This window comes from Amycolatopsis coloradensis (assembly GCF_001953865.1).
Classification (GTDB): domain Bacteria; phylum Actinomycetota; class Actinomycetes; order Mycobacteriales; family Pseudonocardiaceae; genus Amycolatopsis; species Amycolatopsis coloradensis.
Window position 1 is genome coordinate 356,782 of sequence record NZ_MQUQ01000012.1, and the last position, 13,802, is coordinate 370,583.

16 protein-coding genes and 2 pseudogenes are annotated in these 13,802 nt (G+C 70.0%); 12 read left to right on the forward strand and 6 right to left on the reverse strand.

Annotation, left to right across the window (positions count from 1 at the left end; genetic code table 11):
- The first annotated feature begins 93 nt into the window (after positions 1 to 93).
- The 6 genes from BS329_RS22945 to BS329_RS22970 are packed head-to-tail and all read left to right on the forward strand — an operon-like array spanning position 94 to position 3,102.
- A complete protein-coding gene (locus BS329_RS22945; protein WP_076163281.1) occupies positions 94 to 420 on the forward strand; it encodes a helix-turn-helix transcriptional regulator in 327 nt (108 codons plus the stop codon).
- A complete protein-coding gene (locus BS329_RS22950) occupies positions 417 to 1,091 on the forward strand; it encodes a permease prefix domain 1-containing protein (RefSeq protein WP_076163282.1) in 675 nt (224 codons plus the stop codon). Before BS329_RS22945 ends, BS329_RS22950 begins: the two co-directional genes overlap by 4 nt.
- A 29-nt stretch (positions 1,092 to 1,120) precedes the next feature.
- Complete coding sequence (locus BS329_RS22955; RefSeq protein WP_084750091.1) at positions 1,121 to 1,795, forward strand: permease prefix domain 1-containing protein; 675 nt, start codon at positions 1,121 to 1,123, stop codon at positions 1,793 to 1,795.
- Positions 1,792 to 2,094, forward strand: coding sequence for a DivIVA domain-containing protein (locus BS329_RS22960; protein ID WP_076163283.1), 303 nt, complete (start codon positions 1,792 to 1,794; stop codon positions 2,092 to 2,094). The genes BS329_RS22955 and BS329_RS22960 overlap by 4 nt, the downstream gene beginning before the upstream one ends.
- Positions 2,091 to 2,540, forward strand: coding sequence for an SRPBCC family protein (locus BS329_RS22965; RefSeq protein ID WP_076163284.1), 450 nt, complete (start codon positions 2,091 to 2,093; stop codon positions 2,538 to 2,540). Before BS329_RS22960 ends, BS329_RS22965 begins: the two co-directional genes overlap by 4 nt.
- Positions 2,533 to 3,102 (forward strand): DNA-3-methyladenine glycosylase I, encoded by a 570-nt coding sequence (locus BS329_RS22970; protein ID WP_076163285.1) that lies wholly within the window; start codon positions 2,533 to 2,535, stop codon positions 3,100 to 3,102. The genes BS329_RS22965 and BS329_RS22970 overlap by 8 nt, the downstream gene beginning before the upstream one ends.
- On the opposite strand, the gene BS329_RS22975 is transcribed toward BS329_RS22970, so the two are convergent.
- Together BS329_RS22975 and BS329_RS22980 are read right to left on the reverse strand one after the other, a co-directional pair.
- Positions 3,099 to 3,581: a hypothetical protein gene (locus tag BS329_RS22975; RefSeq protein ID WP_076163286.1), complete on the reverse strand. Its 483-nt coding sequence runs from the start codon at positions 3,579 to 3,581 to the stop codon at positions 3,099 to 3,101. The two genes, BS329_RS22970 and BS329_RS22975, sit on opposite strands and share 4 nt — an antisense overlap.
- A 110-nt stretch (positions 3,582 to 3,691) precedes the next feature.
- On the reverse strand, positions 3,692 to 4,486 hold the full coding sequence (locus BS329_RS22980) for an enoyl-CoA hydratase-related protein (RefSeq protein WP_076163287.1): 795 nt from the start codon (positions 4,484 to 4,486) through the stop codon (positions 3,692 to 3,694).
- 195 nt (positions 4,487 to 4,681) lie between these two features.
- On the opposite strand from BS329_RS22980, the gene BS329_RS22985 reads away from it, so the two are divergent.
- The gene (locus BS329_RS22985; RefSeq protein WP_005155393.1) at positions 4,682 to 4,849 is read left to right on the forward strand and encodes a DUF3117 domain-containing protein; all 168 of its coding nucleotides are present in this window, start codon (positions 4,682 to 4,684) and stop codon (positions 4,847 to 4,849) included.
- A gap of 90 nt (positions 4,850 to 4,939) precedes the next feature.
- On the forward strand, positions 4,940 to 6,415 hold the full coding sequence (locus BS329_RS22990; protein WP_076163288.1) for a leucyl aminopeptidase family protein: 1,476 nt from the start codon (positions 4,940 to 4,942) through the stop codon (positions 6,413 to 6,415).
- Positions 6,416 to 6,423: 8 nt separating this feature from the next.
- Here the strand turns inward: BS329_RS22990 and BS329_RS22995 are convergent, their stop codons facing one another.
- Both BS329_RS22995 and BS329_RS23000 read right to left on the reverse strand, forming a co-directional pair.
- Positions 6,424 to 7,035, reverse strand: coding sequence for a phosphatase PAP2 family protein (locus BS329_RS22995; RefSeq protein ID WP_076163289.1), 612 nt, complete (start codon positions 7,033 to 7,035; stop codon positions 6,424 to 6,426).
- 70 nt (positions 7,036 to 7,105) lie between these two features.
- A pseudogene (locus BS329_RS23000) lies at positions 7,106 to 7,989 on the reverse strand (LysR family transcriptional regulator).
- Positions 7,990 to 8,157: 168 nt separating this feature from the next.
- Between BS329_RS23000 and BS329_RS23005 the strand changes: the two are divergent.
- Positions 8,158 to 9,288, forward strand: a pseudogene (locus BS329_RS23005) (MFS transporter); the annotation flags it as partial.
- Positions 9,289 to 9,300: 12 nt separating this feature from the next.
- Here the strand turns inward: BS329_RS23005 and BS329_RS23010 are convergent.
- Entirely contained in the window at positions 9,301 to 9,951 is a 651-nt protein-coding gene (locus tag BS329_RS23010; RefSeq protein WP_076163290.1) for an O-methyltransferase, read from the reverse strand.
- Between the two features lie 201 nt (positions 9,952 to 10,152).
- On the opposite strand from BS329_RS23010, the gene sigE reads away from it, so the two are divergent.
- Both sigE and BS329_RS23020 read left to right on the forward strand, forming a co-directional pair.
- Positions 10,153 to 10,752 carry an RNA polymerase sigma factor SigE gene (gene sigE, locus BS329_RS23015; RefSeq protein ID WP_016331450.1) on the forward strand — a complete coding sequence of 200 codons (600 nt, stop codon included), beginning with the start codon at positions 10,153 to 10,155 and terminating at the stop codon, positions 10,750 to 10,752.
- Positions 10,749 to 11,426 carry an anti-sigma factor family protein gene (locus BS329_RS23020; protein WP_076163291.1) on the forward strand — a complete coding sequence of 226 codons (678 nt, stop codon included), beginning with the start codon at positions 10,749 to 10,751 and terminating at the stop codon, positions 11,424 to 11,426. The genes sigE and BS329_RS23020 overlap by 4 nt, the downstream gene beginning before the upstream one ends.
- A gap of 9 nt (positions 11,427 to 11,435) precedes the next feature.
- Here the strand turns inward: BS329_RS23020 and BS329_RS23025 are convergent, their stop codons facing one another.
- Entirely contained in the window at positions 11,436 to 12,080 is a 645-nt protein-coding gene (locus BS329_RS23025; RefSeq protein ID WP_076163292.1) for an LppU/SCO3897 family protein, read from the reverse strand.
- A 160-nt stretch (positions 12,081 to 12,240) separates the two neighbouring features.
- Between BS329_RS23025 and BS329_RS23030 the strand changes: the two genes are divergently transcribed.
- Positions 12,241 to 13,782, forward strand: coding sequence for a S1C family serine protease (locus tag BS329_RS23030; protein ID WP_076163293.1), 1,542 nt, complete (start codon positions 12,241 to 12,243; stop codon positions 13,780 to 13,782).
- The last annotated feature ends 20 nt before the right edge of the window (positions 13,783 to 13,802 follow it).

The following is a 13,802-nucleotide window of genomic DNA, read 5'->3' on the forward strand; positions in this document are numbered from 1 at the left end:
ATGAATTCGGGGTGATCTCGGGGACATTCCCTGAGGCCGATCCGGGAAAGACCCGGCTACCCTGGTAGGCGGCGATGTGTAGACTGTCTATCTATGAAGGCCGACAGCCTGCGCGGGCACCTCGACGCGTTGCTCCTCGCCGTCCTCGACGGCCGGAAGCTGCACGGGTACGCCATCATCGAGGCGCTCCAGCTCCGCAGTGACGGTGCGCTCGACCTGCCGACGGGCACCGTCTACCCGGCGCTTCGCCGGTTGGAGCGCGCCGGGTTCCTCGCCAGCGAATGGGACGTCGTGTCCGGCCGCAAACGTCGTACGTACAAGCTCACCCGCTCCGGGCAGAAGGCGCTGGCGGCGGAACGGGCGGAGTGGCGGGAGTTCACCACGGTCATAGGTGGTGTCCTCGGGGGGAGCACGGCATGAGCGCGATCGAGGCCTACATCTCGGAGCTGGACAGACGGTTGAGCGGGTCGGCGGGGGCCAAGGCCGATCTGCTCGCCGAGGCGCGGGACGGCCTGATCGACGCGGCCGAGGCGTACCGCGCGGGCGGTGTCACGGAACACGACGCCGAACGGCTGGCCGTCGCCGATTTCGGCCCGGCCGACCTGATCGCCCGTGATTACCAGGCGGAACTGGGACTACGGCGTGACATCCGCGTCCTGTGGGAGCTGATCGTCGGCGTCCCGATCCTGATCGTCGCCTGGGACCTCGCGCGAATGCTGAGCTTCGGCGACTGGTCGCGGCTCGGTGACCCGCCGCCGTCCTGGTACCACCGCGCGATCGGCGCGGCCGACGTCGTGGCCGCGCTGTCCCCGGCGGCCGCGATCGCCGGGGTGATCGCGGCACGGCTGCTTTCACGGCGGATGGACGGCCCGCGCGCCGCGCGTTCGGTCTCGCTGACCGTGGCCGCGGCGCTGGGGCTGAACCTCGTCGCGGTCGCGCTGTACGGCGGCGCGACCGGGCTGCTGGAACCCGCCCGGCTGATCATCAGCGTGCCGTGCGCCGTCCTGTCCGGAGCGTGGATCCTGTTCAGCATGCGGCTCACGCTCGCCGCGCGCCGCCACCGGCGACCGGAGATGGCGATCGCGGCCTGACCGCGCGGAGTTTCGGGGAAAACTACGGCATGACTCTGATCGAGGCCTATCTCGGTGACCTGCGCTCGCGGCTGGACGGCCCGGCGTCGGCGAAACGGGATCTGCTGCGCGAGGCGCGGGACGGGCTCAACGACGCCGCCGACGCCTACCGCGAGGGCGGCTGGAGCGAGCACGACGCGCAACGGCGCGCCGTCGCCGATTTTGGGCCGGTGCACCTGATCGCGCAGGGCTTTCAAGCCGAACTGGGCATGCACAGCGGGACCCGCACCCTCTGGAAGTTGATCCTCGGCGTGCCGTTGATGCAGCTCACCTGGGAATTCGCCCGCAAGTGGACCTTCGGCGACTGGTCGCAGCTCTCGACGCCGACCCCGGGCTGGTACCTCTACGTCGCCCAATTCACCCACGGCTCGGTGTACCTCGTGCCGGTGCTGGGGGTGTTCGCGCTCCTCTGCATGCGGCGGCTCTCCCGGCGGATGGACGGCGCCCGGCTCGTCCGGACGGCCGGGGTGCTGATCGGTGAGGCCGTCGGGCTGAACCTGCTTTCGGTGGCGCTGATGGTGATCGCCACCGGGTTCCTCGACGCGTCGCGGCTGTTCCTGTCCGTGCCGTGCGGGATCCTGATGGTCCTCTGGGTGGTGGTCAGCGTGCGACTCGCGTTGCTGGCGCGACGATCGTGGCGTTCGTGTGCCACGATCGTGGCGTGACGACCGCCCTGATCTATCTCGTAGTCATGCTGCTGGTGGCCGCGGTGGTGTTTCTGCTGGCCGCCGTGGTGTTCGGCCGGGGTGAGGAGCTGGCACCGCTGCCCCCCGGCAGTTCGCCGACCAGGCTGCCCGCCGAGGACATCACCGCCGAGGACGTCTACGCCGTCCGCTACCAGATGGTGGTGCGCGGCTACAAGATGTCCGAAGTGGACTGGGTGATGCGCCGCCTCGGCGTCGAGATCGACGAACTGCGGTCCAAGGTCGCCGAGCTGGAGGCCGAGCGCGAGGGCGCCAGGTGACCGATGTCGTCGTCTCCGTCGACGTCGCGGTACCGGCCGGGACGGCTTGGCTCGCCCTGACCGACTGGGAACGCCAGGGCGAATGGATGCTCGGCACCGAGGTCGAGGTCGTCGAGGGCAACGGGCGCAGTGTGGGCTCGAAGCTGTCGGCCTTCACCGGTGTCGCCGGGATCGGGTTCACCGACACCATGGAGATCACCAGCTGGGAGCCGCCGGTGCGCTGCGTCGTACGGCACCTCGGCAAGATAGTGCAGGGCACCGGGGTGTTCCAGGTGATCGAAAAGGGGCCGCACGCGTCGGCGTTCGTCTGGGCGGAGCATCTGCGGCCGCCGTTCGGCGTCGTCGGACGGCTCGGCTGGCCGGTCGCGAAACCGGGGTTCGAGCTGGGGCTGCGGCTGTGCCTGCGGAGGTTCGTGAAGTACGCGGAGGGGTACCGGGTTGGCTGAGGCGGGTTTGCTGGGCACGGACGGGATCAAGCGGTGCTCATGGGGCAACTCGGCGCAGGACTACGTCGAGTACCACGACACCGAATGGGGCGTGCCGCTCCATGGTGACGAGGAGCTGTACGAGCGCCTGTGCCTGGAGTCGTTCCAGTCCGGGCTTTCGTGGATCACGATCCTGCGCAAACGGGAGTCGTTCCGGAAGGCGTTCAAGAAGTTCAAGCCGAAGAAGGTCGCGGCGTTCACCGACGACGACGTCGAACGGCTGATGCAGGACGCGTCGATCGTGCGAAACCGGGCGAAGATCCTCGCGGCCGTCAACAACGCGCGGGTGATCGCGGAACTGGACGGCTCGCTGGACGACCTGCTGTGGTCGTTCGCGCCCGCGCGGCGGAAGCGGCCGCGCACGATGGCGGACGTCCCGGCGATCACCGACGAGTCGAAGGCGATGGCGAAGGACCTCAAGAAACGCGGGTTCGTGTTCCTGGGGCCGACGACGTGTTACGCGCTGATGCAGGCGACGGGCATGGTCGACGACCACGTGAGGGACTGCTTCCGGGCCGGTTAGACGCTGCTTCGAAGGTCGCTCGCCAGCCGCTCCAGCGGCCGGTAAGTGCCGTCGAACTCGATTTCTCGTCCGTCGCGCAGGGCTACCGTGCAAGTCGCGGCGTAAGCGACGGGGACGAAGTTCACCCAGTGCTCGACGCTCTCGTAGCGCACTTCGCGGACATCGGCCCAAGTGCTTGCGGACAGGACTTTGCGTCCGTACACCTCCGCGAAGCCGCCGGTGAAGACGTAGATGCCGCCGTCGAGGCGTTTCCTCGTGAAGTGGCACCACGGCAGGAACAGCGGCGGCCACACGAACAGCACTACGGCCAACGCTCCGATCAGGTCGCCTTCGTGGATCCCGAGCGCCAGAGCGCCCGCTAGTGGTGCGAAGGCGAAGAAGGTGCCGACGACTCCTGGCCTTCGACGGTAGCGGCGGAGGCATTCGCCGAGGTCGCGCTCCGCGGCTTTCGCCTGGAGGTGGGCCGGGATCGGGATCACCGCCGGACGCTAACCGCTCAGGTTCGGTACCGGTCCCCAAGAGCACGCGACGAAGGACGCTTTCCTCACGGAATTCGCTAGGAAAGCGTCCTTATTGCGCGCCGGGTCGGCTACTTGCCCTGGAAGTTCGGCTTGCGCTTGCCCACGAAGGCCTCGACCGCCTCGCTGTGGTCGGCGGTCGCGCCCAGCGCGGATTGCGCGGCGTCCTCGGCGTCGAGTGCCTTTTCGAGCGAGGACTCGGCGGCGACGGACAGGACGTTCTTGATCTCCGCGTAGGCGACCGTCGGGCCCGCCGCGAGCTTCGCGGCGACCTTCTGCGCGCGGGCCGCCAGTTCCTCGTCGGGGACTACCTCGCCGACCAGGCCGAGCGTCAGTGCCTCGGCCGAGTCGACCGTGCGGGCCAGCAGCATCAGCTCGGCGGCGCGGCCGAGGCCGATCAGCCGCTGCAGCGTCCACGACGCGCCCGAGTCCGGGCCGAGGCCGACGTTCGCGAACGCCATCAGGAAGTTCGCCGACGTCGCCGCGATCCGGAGGTCGCTCGCGTAGGCGAAGGCGGCACCGGCACCGGCCGCGGGGCCGTTCACCGCGGCGATGACCGGTTTCGGCATCCCGACGATGGCCTTGACGATTGGGTTGTAGTGCTCCTTGACGGTGTGTAGCGGAGCCGGGTCACCCGCCTGCAGCAGTCCGACATGCTCCTTCAAGTCCTGACCGGCGCAAAACGCCTTGCCGGAGCCGGTCAGCACGACGGCCCGGACGCTGTCGTCGGCCGCGGCCTCCCGCAGCCCCGCCAGCAGCAGTTCCTTGAGTTCGACGGTCAGCGAGTTGTACGCCTGCGGCCGGTTCAGCGTGAAGGTGCGCACGCCATCGGCGTCGGCGGTCAGCAGAACGTCGGATGTGGTCACGGGATCTCCTAGTCGGCGAAACTGCGGTCTGAGTGGAGTCTTTCAGCCTCGCGAGCCGCATACCAGCACCGATACGACGGCAAAAGATCGGTCCGCGTTCGCGCCCGGCCGCTGATGAGGGACAATGGACAGTAGACCCGGCTGGCTTTGACGAGCGCGACCCGGGCGCGCCGGTTGAGACGGAGGGAGCACGCTATGGCGGCCATGAAGCCCCGGACCGGAGATGGTCCCCTCGAAGTGACTAAGGAGGGGCGGGGCCTCGTGATGCGCGTACCACTCGAGGGTGGTGGGCGCCTCGTCGTCGAACTCTCCGCGGAAGAAGCGAAGGATCTCGGCGCGGCCTTGCAGGAGGTCACCGGCTGAGCCGGACCGCACCAACGGTCAACCACCCGCACCCCGGTCTCCGTTCGGAGGCCGGGGTCGCGGCTCATCTGCGCCCGGAGGTCGCTCACTGTGCGTAACCCGCTACCCCCCGTCCCGGGGAAGCTGCTCGAAATCGAGGTCTCGGACGACCTGCGGCGCGGCACGCCGCTGGCCACGCTGATCGCGGCGCCGTCCGAAGAGGACGGTGACGCCGGACTCGGGGAGATCGGGGGCGTGCGGCCGACCGGCAAGGCCGGCGACGTGCAGACCGTGCCGACCGGCGGCACCCGCTGGCTCGCGGGCGTCGGCGACGGGGAACCGCGGCAGTACCGCAAAGCCGGCGCCGCGCTGATCCGCGCCGTCTCCTCGGCGCTGGAGGACGACGTCAAGGCAGGCCAGAAGGCGTTCCGCACCTTCGCCGTCGAGCTGCCCGAGGACGCGGGCGCCGAGCACGTCGAGGAGCTGGCGTTCGGCCTGTTGCTCGGCGGCTACCGGTTCACGGTGACGGCCGAGGAGCCGAAGCCGAGCCCGCGGACCGTGCGGCTGCTGACCCGCTACGAGCGCGCCGTGCCCGCGTACGAGAGGGTGCTGGAGTGGGTTCGCGAACTCGCCGCGGCCGCCTCGTTCGCCCGCGACCTGGCGAACGCGCCTTCGAACGTCAAGACCCCCGCCTGGCTCGCCGACACCGCCGCGCGCGTCGCCGGCGGCCTCCCGGACCTGACCGTTTCGGTCCGGGACGAGAAGTGGCTGGCGGAGCGGGGCTTCGGCGGTGTGCTGGCCGTCGGTGGCGGTTCGGTCGCGCCGCCGAGGCTGATCGAGCTGGAGTACCGGCCGCGCGGGGCGACCACGCATCTGCTGCTGGTCGGCAAGGGCATCACCTTCGACACCGGCGGTCTCTCGATCAAACCGGCCGACGGCATGCACCTCATGCGTACCGACATGGCCGGCGGCGCGGCGATCATCGCCGCGGTCCGCGCGATCGCCGCGCTCGGCCTGCCGGTCAAGGTGACCGGGCTGGTGCCCGCCGCCGAGAACCACGTGTCCGGCTCGTCGTACCGGCCCGGTGACATCGTCCGGCACTACGGCGGCAAGACGACCGAAGTGGGCAACACCGACGCCGAAGGCCGCATGGTCCTCGCCGACGCGCTCGTCTACGGCATCGAGAAGCACAAACCGGACGCCGTGATCGACGCGGCGACGCTGACCGGCGCCATGAAGGTGTCGCTCGGCGTCCGGACCGGCGGCGTCTTCGCCACCGACGACGCGCTCGCGGAGCGGGTCACGAAGGCGGGCGAGCGGGTCGGCGAGGCGTGGTGGCGGATGCCGCTGCTGGAGGACCTCGCCGAGACCGTGCAGGGCTCGCTCGGCGACGTCCGGCAGGCACCCGGCGGGCCCGGCGGCATCGTCGCGGCGTTGTTCCTGCGGGAGTTCGTCGGCGACGTGCCGTGGGCGCACCTCGACATCGCCGGCCCGGCGCGGGCCGACAAGACCTACGCCGACGTCGTGCCGGGAGCCACCGGTTTCGCGGCCCGGACGCTGGTCGAACTGGTCGCTTCCTACGCCTGACCTGCGGTTCACCTGCGGGGCGGTAGCGAGGGACCTTTGCTATCGCCCCGCGGGCGCACCCTGGGCATCGGCTGGGTCGGCGCGTCACCGGCGTGCGCGGTGAGCCGGCGGGCGAGCCCAGTCACGGGGCCCGTCAGGTACCGGAACACGAGCCACGCGGTCACGGAGCCGAGGACGAGTCCGGCGAGGACGTCGTGCGGGTAATGCGCGCCGACGAAGACCCGCGAGAAGCCCATGAGCAGGGCGCCCGGGAGCACCCACGGCGCGAGCCGCCGCCAGGCGAGCGCGAGCCCGACGGCGGCCGCCGCCGCGATCGTGGAGTGATTGCTCGGGAAGGACCAGTCGCCTGCCGCGGGGCATTCGACGAGCGTGACGAGATTCCGGCAGGGCCGGTCCTCACGGATCACGAGCTTCGCCGCTTCGCTGATCAGGTACGCGATCGCGGTCGCGGCAGGCACCAGCAGCGACACCGCGATCCTGGCCGGCGAGGGGCGAGCCCGCCAGAAGACCCAGGCCATCAGTGCGGCGAAGATCAGCAGTCCCGCGTCGGTGAACAGGACGCCTGATGCCTGAAGCCAACTCGGACTCTCACCGGCCATCTCCACGATGTCGTCGTACATTCACCCTAAATTAGTGAAAATGACGGACTCATCGCCTTGTGCGAAAGGCAGTGACCGACCCTGACGATCGTCACCCGTGCTCGGCGCGGACCCGATCCCGGAACCTCATGACGGCGGGCGGCAGGACGACGTCCTTGCGCCACGCCAGTCCGATGGTCCGCCCGACCGGTGGCACCAGCGGGACTTCGGCGACGCCCGCCGGGCTGCCGGGTTCGAACCGGGGGAGCAGCGCCACCCCGAGCCCGGCCGCGACCAGTCCTCGGACGGTGTCGGACTCCTGGCCCTCGAAAGCGATCTTCGGCTCGAAGCCGGCTTCGGCGCACAGGTCGTCAGTGATGGTGCGGAGGCCGTAGCCGGTCTCGAGGAGGACGAACTCCTCGTCCTTGAGGTCCTCGATGGCGGCACTGGGCCGGTCGGCGAACCGGTGCGACGTCGGGACGGAGAGAAAGATCTCCTGTTCGCCGAGGACGGCGGTGTCGAGCAGCGGGTCTTCGACGGGCGCGGGGGCGAGCAGCGCGAGGTCGAGTTCACCGCTGGTCAGCCTGTCGACTATGTCCTGACGTGAGCCTTGGACCAGCGTGAAGCGTACGTGCGGGTGGTCCGCGCGGTAGCCGCGGAGCAGGGTGGGGGCCAGCGACCGGCCGAGCAGGTGCAGGAAGCCGAGGACGATGTGCCCGGAGCCGGGATCGACTTCTTCGCGGGCTTAGCGGACTCCGGCGTCGACGGTGGCGAGGGCGCGTTCGGCGGCGTCGGCCAGCAGTTCGGCGGCGCGGGTGAGGCGGATGCGCGGCCGTCGGGGACGGTCAGCGGAGCGCCGAGGGCCTCACCGAGCGCGGCGATCCGGCGGCTCACCGTCGGCTGCGGGACACCGAGGAGTTCGGCGGCGCGTGTGACGTTCGTCGTGCGGCGCAGTGCGGAGAGCAGCGCGAGCTGCGGGGCTAGCTGGGCGGTCATCCTTTCATTCAGCACGGTATCGATTGTGGCAGAGGAACGTATTAGACGTATCGTTTAGCCAGGCTTAGCTTCAAGATCGTGCCTGCCACCGGAACCACCCGCCGCGTGACGATCGCCGTCGCCGCGGCCGGGATCTCCTCGTTCGCCCTGCTCTACGCGCCGCAGCCGGTGCTGCCGCAGCTGGCCGAGCAGTACCACCTCGACCCGGGCGGCGCTTCGCTCGCGGTGAGCGTCGCGACCGGCGCGCTCGCGATCGCCGTGCTGCCGATCGCGGCGCTCTCCGAGATCGTGGGACGGCGTCCGGTGATCATCGCTTCGGTGGTTTCGGCGGCCGTGTTCGGTTTTCTGCTGCCGCTGGCTCCCAGCTATCCGGCGCTGCTCGTGCTGCGGGCGCTCCAGGGCGTCGCCATCGCGGGGTTCCCCGGAGTGGCGGCGGCCTACCTCGCGGAACGGTTCGGCAAGGCCGGGCTCGCGGCGGCGGTGGGCGCGATGGTCGCCGGGAACACCGTCGGCGGCATGGTCGGCAGGCTCGCGGCCGGGTTCACCGCCGGTCCGTTCGGCTATCACGGCGCGCTGGTCGTCGTCGCGGTGATCGGGCTGGTCTGCGCGGTGGTCACGGTGGTGGCCCTGCCGCCGGGGGAGCAAGGGACCTTTGCTGTCACTTCTGGGGATCGCCGCAGGTCAGAGGAGCTGCGCGGGCATGGGCGAGCGGTCCTCGCGGGCCTTGGCGCGGCCGTGCGGAAGCCGGTCCTGCTGGTCCAGTACGCGGTCGCGCTGCTGGCGATGGGCTCGTTCGTCGCACTGTACAACGCCGCCGGATTCCGGCTGACCGGCGAACCACTGGACCTCTCGCCCGCGATCGCGTCGCTCGTCTTCCTCGCCTACGCGATGGGCGCGGTCTCGTCGGCGACCGCGGGCAAGCTCGTCGGCCGGTTCGGACGCCGCCGGTCGCTCGCCGGCGCGCTGGTGCTCACGATCGCCGGGGCCGCGCTGACGCTGCCCGATTCGCTGCCGCTGGTCATCGCCGGGTTCGTCGTGCTGACCGGCGCGTTCTTCGCCGCCCACTCCGTCGCCAACGGGTGGGCCGCGGCGGAGGCGCCCGAGAACGCCCGGGGCCAGGTGGGTGGTCTCTACACGCTTTCGTACTACCTCGGCAGCAGCATCGGCGGCGCCGTCGGCGCGACCGTCTACGGGCACGCGGGCTGGACGTGGCTGATCGCGCTCACCGCCTGCTGGCTCGCCTTCGCGGCCGCCGCCGTGGTCAGCGTGGCCAGCGTGGTCACGGACCAAGGCGATAGCAAAGGTCCCTTGCTACGCGATGGCGGCGACCAGCAACCCGCCACCCACCGGCAACAGCGCCGGGACCAGCCGCTCGTCCTCCCGGAAGGCCCGCGCGACCTCGCGCAGCGCCAGGGTGTCCGGATCCCGCCGTGAGGGATCCGTCACCCTGGCCCCCGAGACGTTGTGAAACGCCAGTATCCCGCCGGGCCGCAGCAGCGCGACGGCCTTCTCATAGCAACTCGGGTACTCGATCGGCGCCGAATCGACGAACACCAGGTCGTATCCGCCAGGGGTGAGCCGAGGCAGAACGTCGAGCGCGCGGCCCATGATCAGCCGGGTCCGCCCCGGCGGATAACCCGCCTCGCGGAACGCCGACCGCGCCGCCCGGTGGTACTCCGGTTCGATGTCGATCGAGGTCAGGATCCCGTCGTCGACCATGCCCCTGAGCAGGCACAACCCGCTCACTCCCGCTCCGGTCCCGACCTCGACGACGGCCTTCGCGCGCAGCGTCGTCGCCAGGAAACGCAGGGTCGCGCCGGCGCCCGCGCTCAGCGGACCGCACCCCAGGTCGGCCGACCGCGCCCGCGCGGTGGCCAGTACCTCGTCGTCGGGGAGGTACCCGTCGACGAGGTCGGCGTCGGCGGCCTCGGCTGGCGAGCCCGCATGCGTCCCGGAATTCACACGCGGAGGTTAGCGCTGCCTGTGGACAAAACAGCGAAGACTCCCTGCTACCGAACTTCTCAGCCTCCTCTCAGTCCAGTCTCACTAGAAACATAAGCAGGCCGGAGAGACTGGGTCTCGACAACGGGAACACCGTGCAGATCGCCCGCGTTGGGTGGAGTAGTTAGGGAGAAGACGCTGATGGAGGTGCCTACTTCCCCGATGCAGGAAACGATGCAGGACCAGCACGCGGACCAGGTCACGCCGGTCACCGTGGACGAGGCCGCTTGGACGCCGCCGTCTTGGGACGAGGTCGTGCGTGAGCACGCCGACCGCGTGTACCGGCTGGCGTACCGGCTGACCGGTAACGCCCACGACGCCGAGGACTTGACGCAGGAGACCTTCATCCGGGTCTTCCGCTCCCTCGCGTCCTACAAGCCCGGCACATTCGAGGGCTGGTTGCACCGCATCACCACGAACCTCTTCCTCGACATGGCCCGCCGCCGCTCACGCGTGCGGATGGAAGGCCTCCCCGAGGACACCGACCGCATCGTCGGTGACGACCCGAGCCCCGAGCAGGTCTACTCGGACACCCATCTCGACCCGGACCTGCAAGCCGCGCTCGACGAGTTGCCGCCCGAGTTCCGTGCCGCGGTCGTGCTGTGCGACGTCGAAGGCCTCTCGTACGAGGAGATCGGCGCCACCCTCGGTGTCAAGCTCGGCACCGTGCGCAGCCGGATCCACCGCGGCCGCCAGGCACTTCGCGCTTCTTTGGAGCGTCGTCGCGCCGCGGCGCAGGAGTCTGCGAAGGTGGGGGTATGACCGCACCGCGAGGCTGGGGACTCCCCGAGTCGCATCTGCTTCCGGACGCCATCGTCGCCTTCGTGGACGGCGAGTTGAGTCTCGGCGCCCAGGACAGGGCATCGGCGCATATCGCCCGCTGCCAGGCGTGCGCGGCCGAGGTCTCGGCGCAGCGGCAGGCCGTCACCGCCGTGAAGCAGGCAGGCGCCCCGTCGATGTCGGCGGGTTTCCTGGCCAGCCTGTGCTCCATCCCGCAGAACACCGAACTCCCCAGCGCGCCGGACAACCTGGCGATGACCGCCGACGGTCAGCTGGTGGCCATCCAGCGGCCCGACCGGGTCGCGGGTCTTCGTGACACCGGAGTCCTGGGTGGGACAGCGCCGTTGGGATCGTCGGCGCCACTGGGTCAGTCCCCGAATGTCCTCGGTGGCGGAAAGCTCGGCCTCGCCCGCCGGAAGTACGCGCAGGGTGCCGGAGTCGTCGTTTCGGGTCTGGTGCTGAGCGCCTTGGCCCTGGTCGCGACCTCGGGTGACGGCGTGGAAGACCAGCCGAGCCCCGCTTTCGTACCTCCGCAGGGCGTCAACGCCGGTCTGCTGCCCGCGCAGCTGGGCGGCGGCACCAAACCGGAACCGCCGCGCAGCACCGCGCCGAGCCCTAGCACGTCGACAGCGCCCATGCCCGTGTCGGTCCGCTGATCCGCTTCGTCAGGGTTTGACGAAGCAGATCGTCGCGCTCTTGAAGTTCGAAGTCCCGTAGCTGGCGTAGGAGATGACCTCCGCCGTGCCTTCGGCGCACGGGCTGTTCACCATGCTCATCTTCGGGAAGACCTCGCTGATCCGCAGCCGCGCCGAGCCGCAGTCCTTCAGCGGCGGCGGGGTCTTGGTCTCGATGTCGTCGAAACACAGCCCGACCTTGGCGTTGATCGCCAGGCACAAGGCGACGCCGTCCCCGCGCACCGGCCTCGGGACGGAGTACTGGTAGAAGCCTTCCTTACAGTTCCAATCGCCCTTGTCGACGCCGGTGAGGCTCACCGCGTACGGCGTTTGAGGCGAGTCGCACGGCGTCTTGACCGCGTCGGCCTCCTTGCCGGAACCGGTCAACACGACGCAGTCGCCTTCGGTCAGCGCCTTCGCCTGCTTCTCCGGCCCAGCGGCCGCCTTCATCACGAAGATCAGGCCGAGCCCGCCGCCGACCACCACGAGTGCGGCGACGAGCAGCAGCACTTTCACCTTGGTGGACAGGCCTTTCTTCTTGGGTGGGTGCTGCGGCCAGCCTTGCTGCTGGGGCCACTGCTGGTGCTGGTGCCACTGCTGTTGAGGTGGGAAATGTCCTCCATGATTCTCTGACATGTGCTTTAGACGGCCGGAAGTGAGACAAGGTTGCTTCAAGTGTCACATTTCTGGTCGTTCCGGGGAATCAACGCGCACTTCACCGTGGTCACGGCAGAATCGAGGTCGAGGCCTGGCGTACTCTCGCGTCCGGCCAACCTGATCTCAGCCCCGGGGAATGATGACCGAGCAGCCGAACGCGAATCCGCAGCAGCCTGGTGACCCGGCGGGTGATCGGCTGGCGCCGCGCCCCCTGGCCCGGCCTGCCGTCGATCCGGCTCAGGCGGCCACGTTCGGCAGGCCGCGTGGCGTCGACGGCGCCTTCGACAAGCTGTACCAGCCCGGCACGAACGGGCAGGCCACGCCGGGGGTGAACCTGGCGCCGCCGACGCCGGAATCGCTCGCCGAGGCCTTCCGCCGCCCGCCGGGCGCCGAAGGTGTCGTGCTGGAGCGGCCGCACGGGTCCAACGGCTCCGAAGCGTCCGAAAACGGCGCGGAAGGCCCGCTCTGGACCACGACCTCGGATCCATGGCGTGATCCCTCCGCCGGTGCGGTGCTCGCGGGGCCCGCCGTGCAGGCGGAGTCGGAACCGGAGAGGGACGCGAAGCGCCCGCAAGGCGCGTTGCTGAGCCTTCCGGAAGTCCTCTTCGGGCGGCGTGTGCAGACGAAGGCGCTGGCGATGCTCGCCGCCGTCGCGCTGGTCGTCGGCGCCGCGGGTGGCCTGATCGGCTGGTGGTTCGCCGACACCGGCACCGAACTGACCGGGCAGGCCAGTATCTCCGAGGCCGACGCGGCCAAGGAGCGTCCGGCGGGCTCGATCGCCGACATCGCCCACCGCGTGGCGCCCGCGGTCGTCTCGCTCGAGGTGTTCAAGCCCGGCGCCGACGCCGGTCAGCAGGGTTCCGGCGTCGTCATCGACAACCAGGGCTACGTGCTCACCAACGAGCACGTGATCTCCGCCGCGACGGCCGACTCGGCCACCAAGGTCACCGCTGTGTTCTTCGACGGCAAGCGCGTCGAGGCGAAGGTCGTCGGCGCCGACGCCAAGACGGACCTGGCCGTGGTCAAGGTCGACGTCAAGAACCTGACCGCACTGCAGGTCGGGAAGTCGTCCGACCTGGCCGTCGGCGACTCGGTGATCGCCGTCGGTTCACCGCTGGCCTTGCAGAACTCCGTCACCGCCGGCATCGTGAGCGCGCTCAACCGCCCGGTGACCGCGGGTGGCGACGGCGGCAGCGCGCCGGTGATCTACGAGGCCATCCAGACCGATGCCGCGATCAACCACGGCAATTCGGGCGGCGCGCTCGTCGACGCGACCGGTGCGCTGGTCGGGATCAACTCGGCGATCCGCTCGTCCAGCGCCGAGGGTGGCAGCATCGGCATCGGATTCGCCATCCCGAGCGACTACGCGGTGAAGATCGCGAAAACGCTGATCAAGGACGGAAAGGTCGTCCACCCCGACATCGGCATCAACGCTTCGTCGACCGTCGCGGGCTCCAGCACCATGGGCGCGCAGGTCCGCAATGTCGCCCCTGGTGGCCCGGCCGCGTCGGCCGGGATCAAGGAAGGCGACGTCATCACCGAGGTCGGCGGGCGGCTCGTGCGCGACTCGGCGGAGCTGCTCGTCGCGGTCCGCGCACGCGAAGTCGGCGAGATGGTCCCTGTCCGGCTTGTCCGGGATGGGTCGTCGCTTGTGGTGGACGTGAAACTGGCCTCCGACTAGCCGGTCCGGCCGGGTACCCT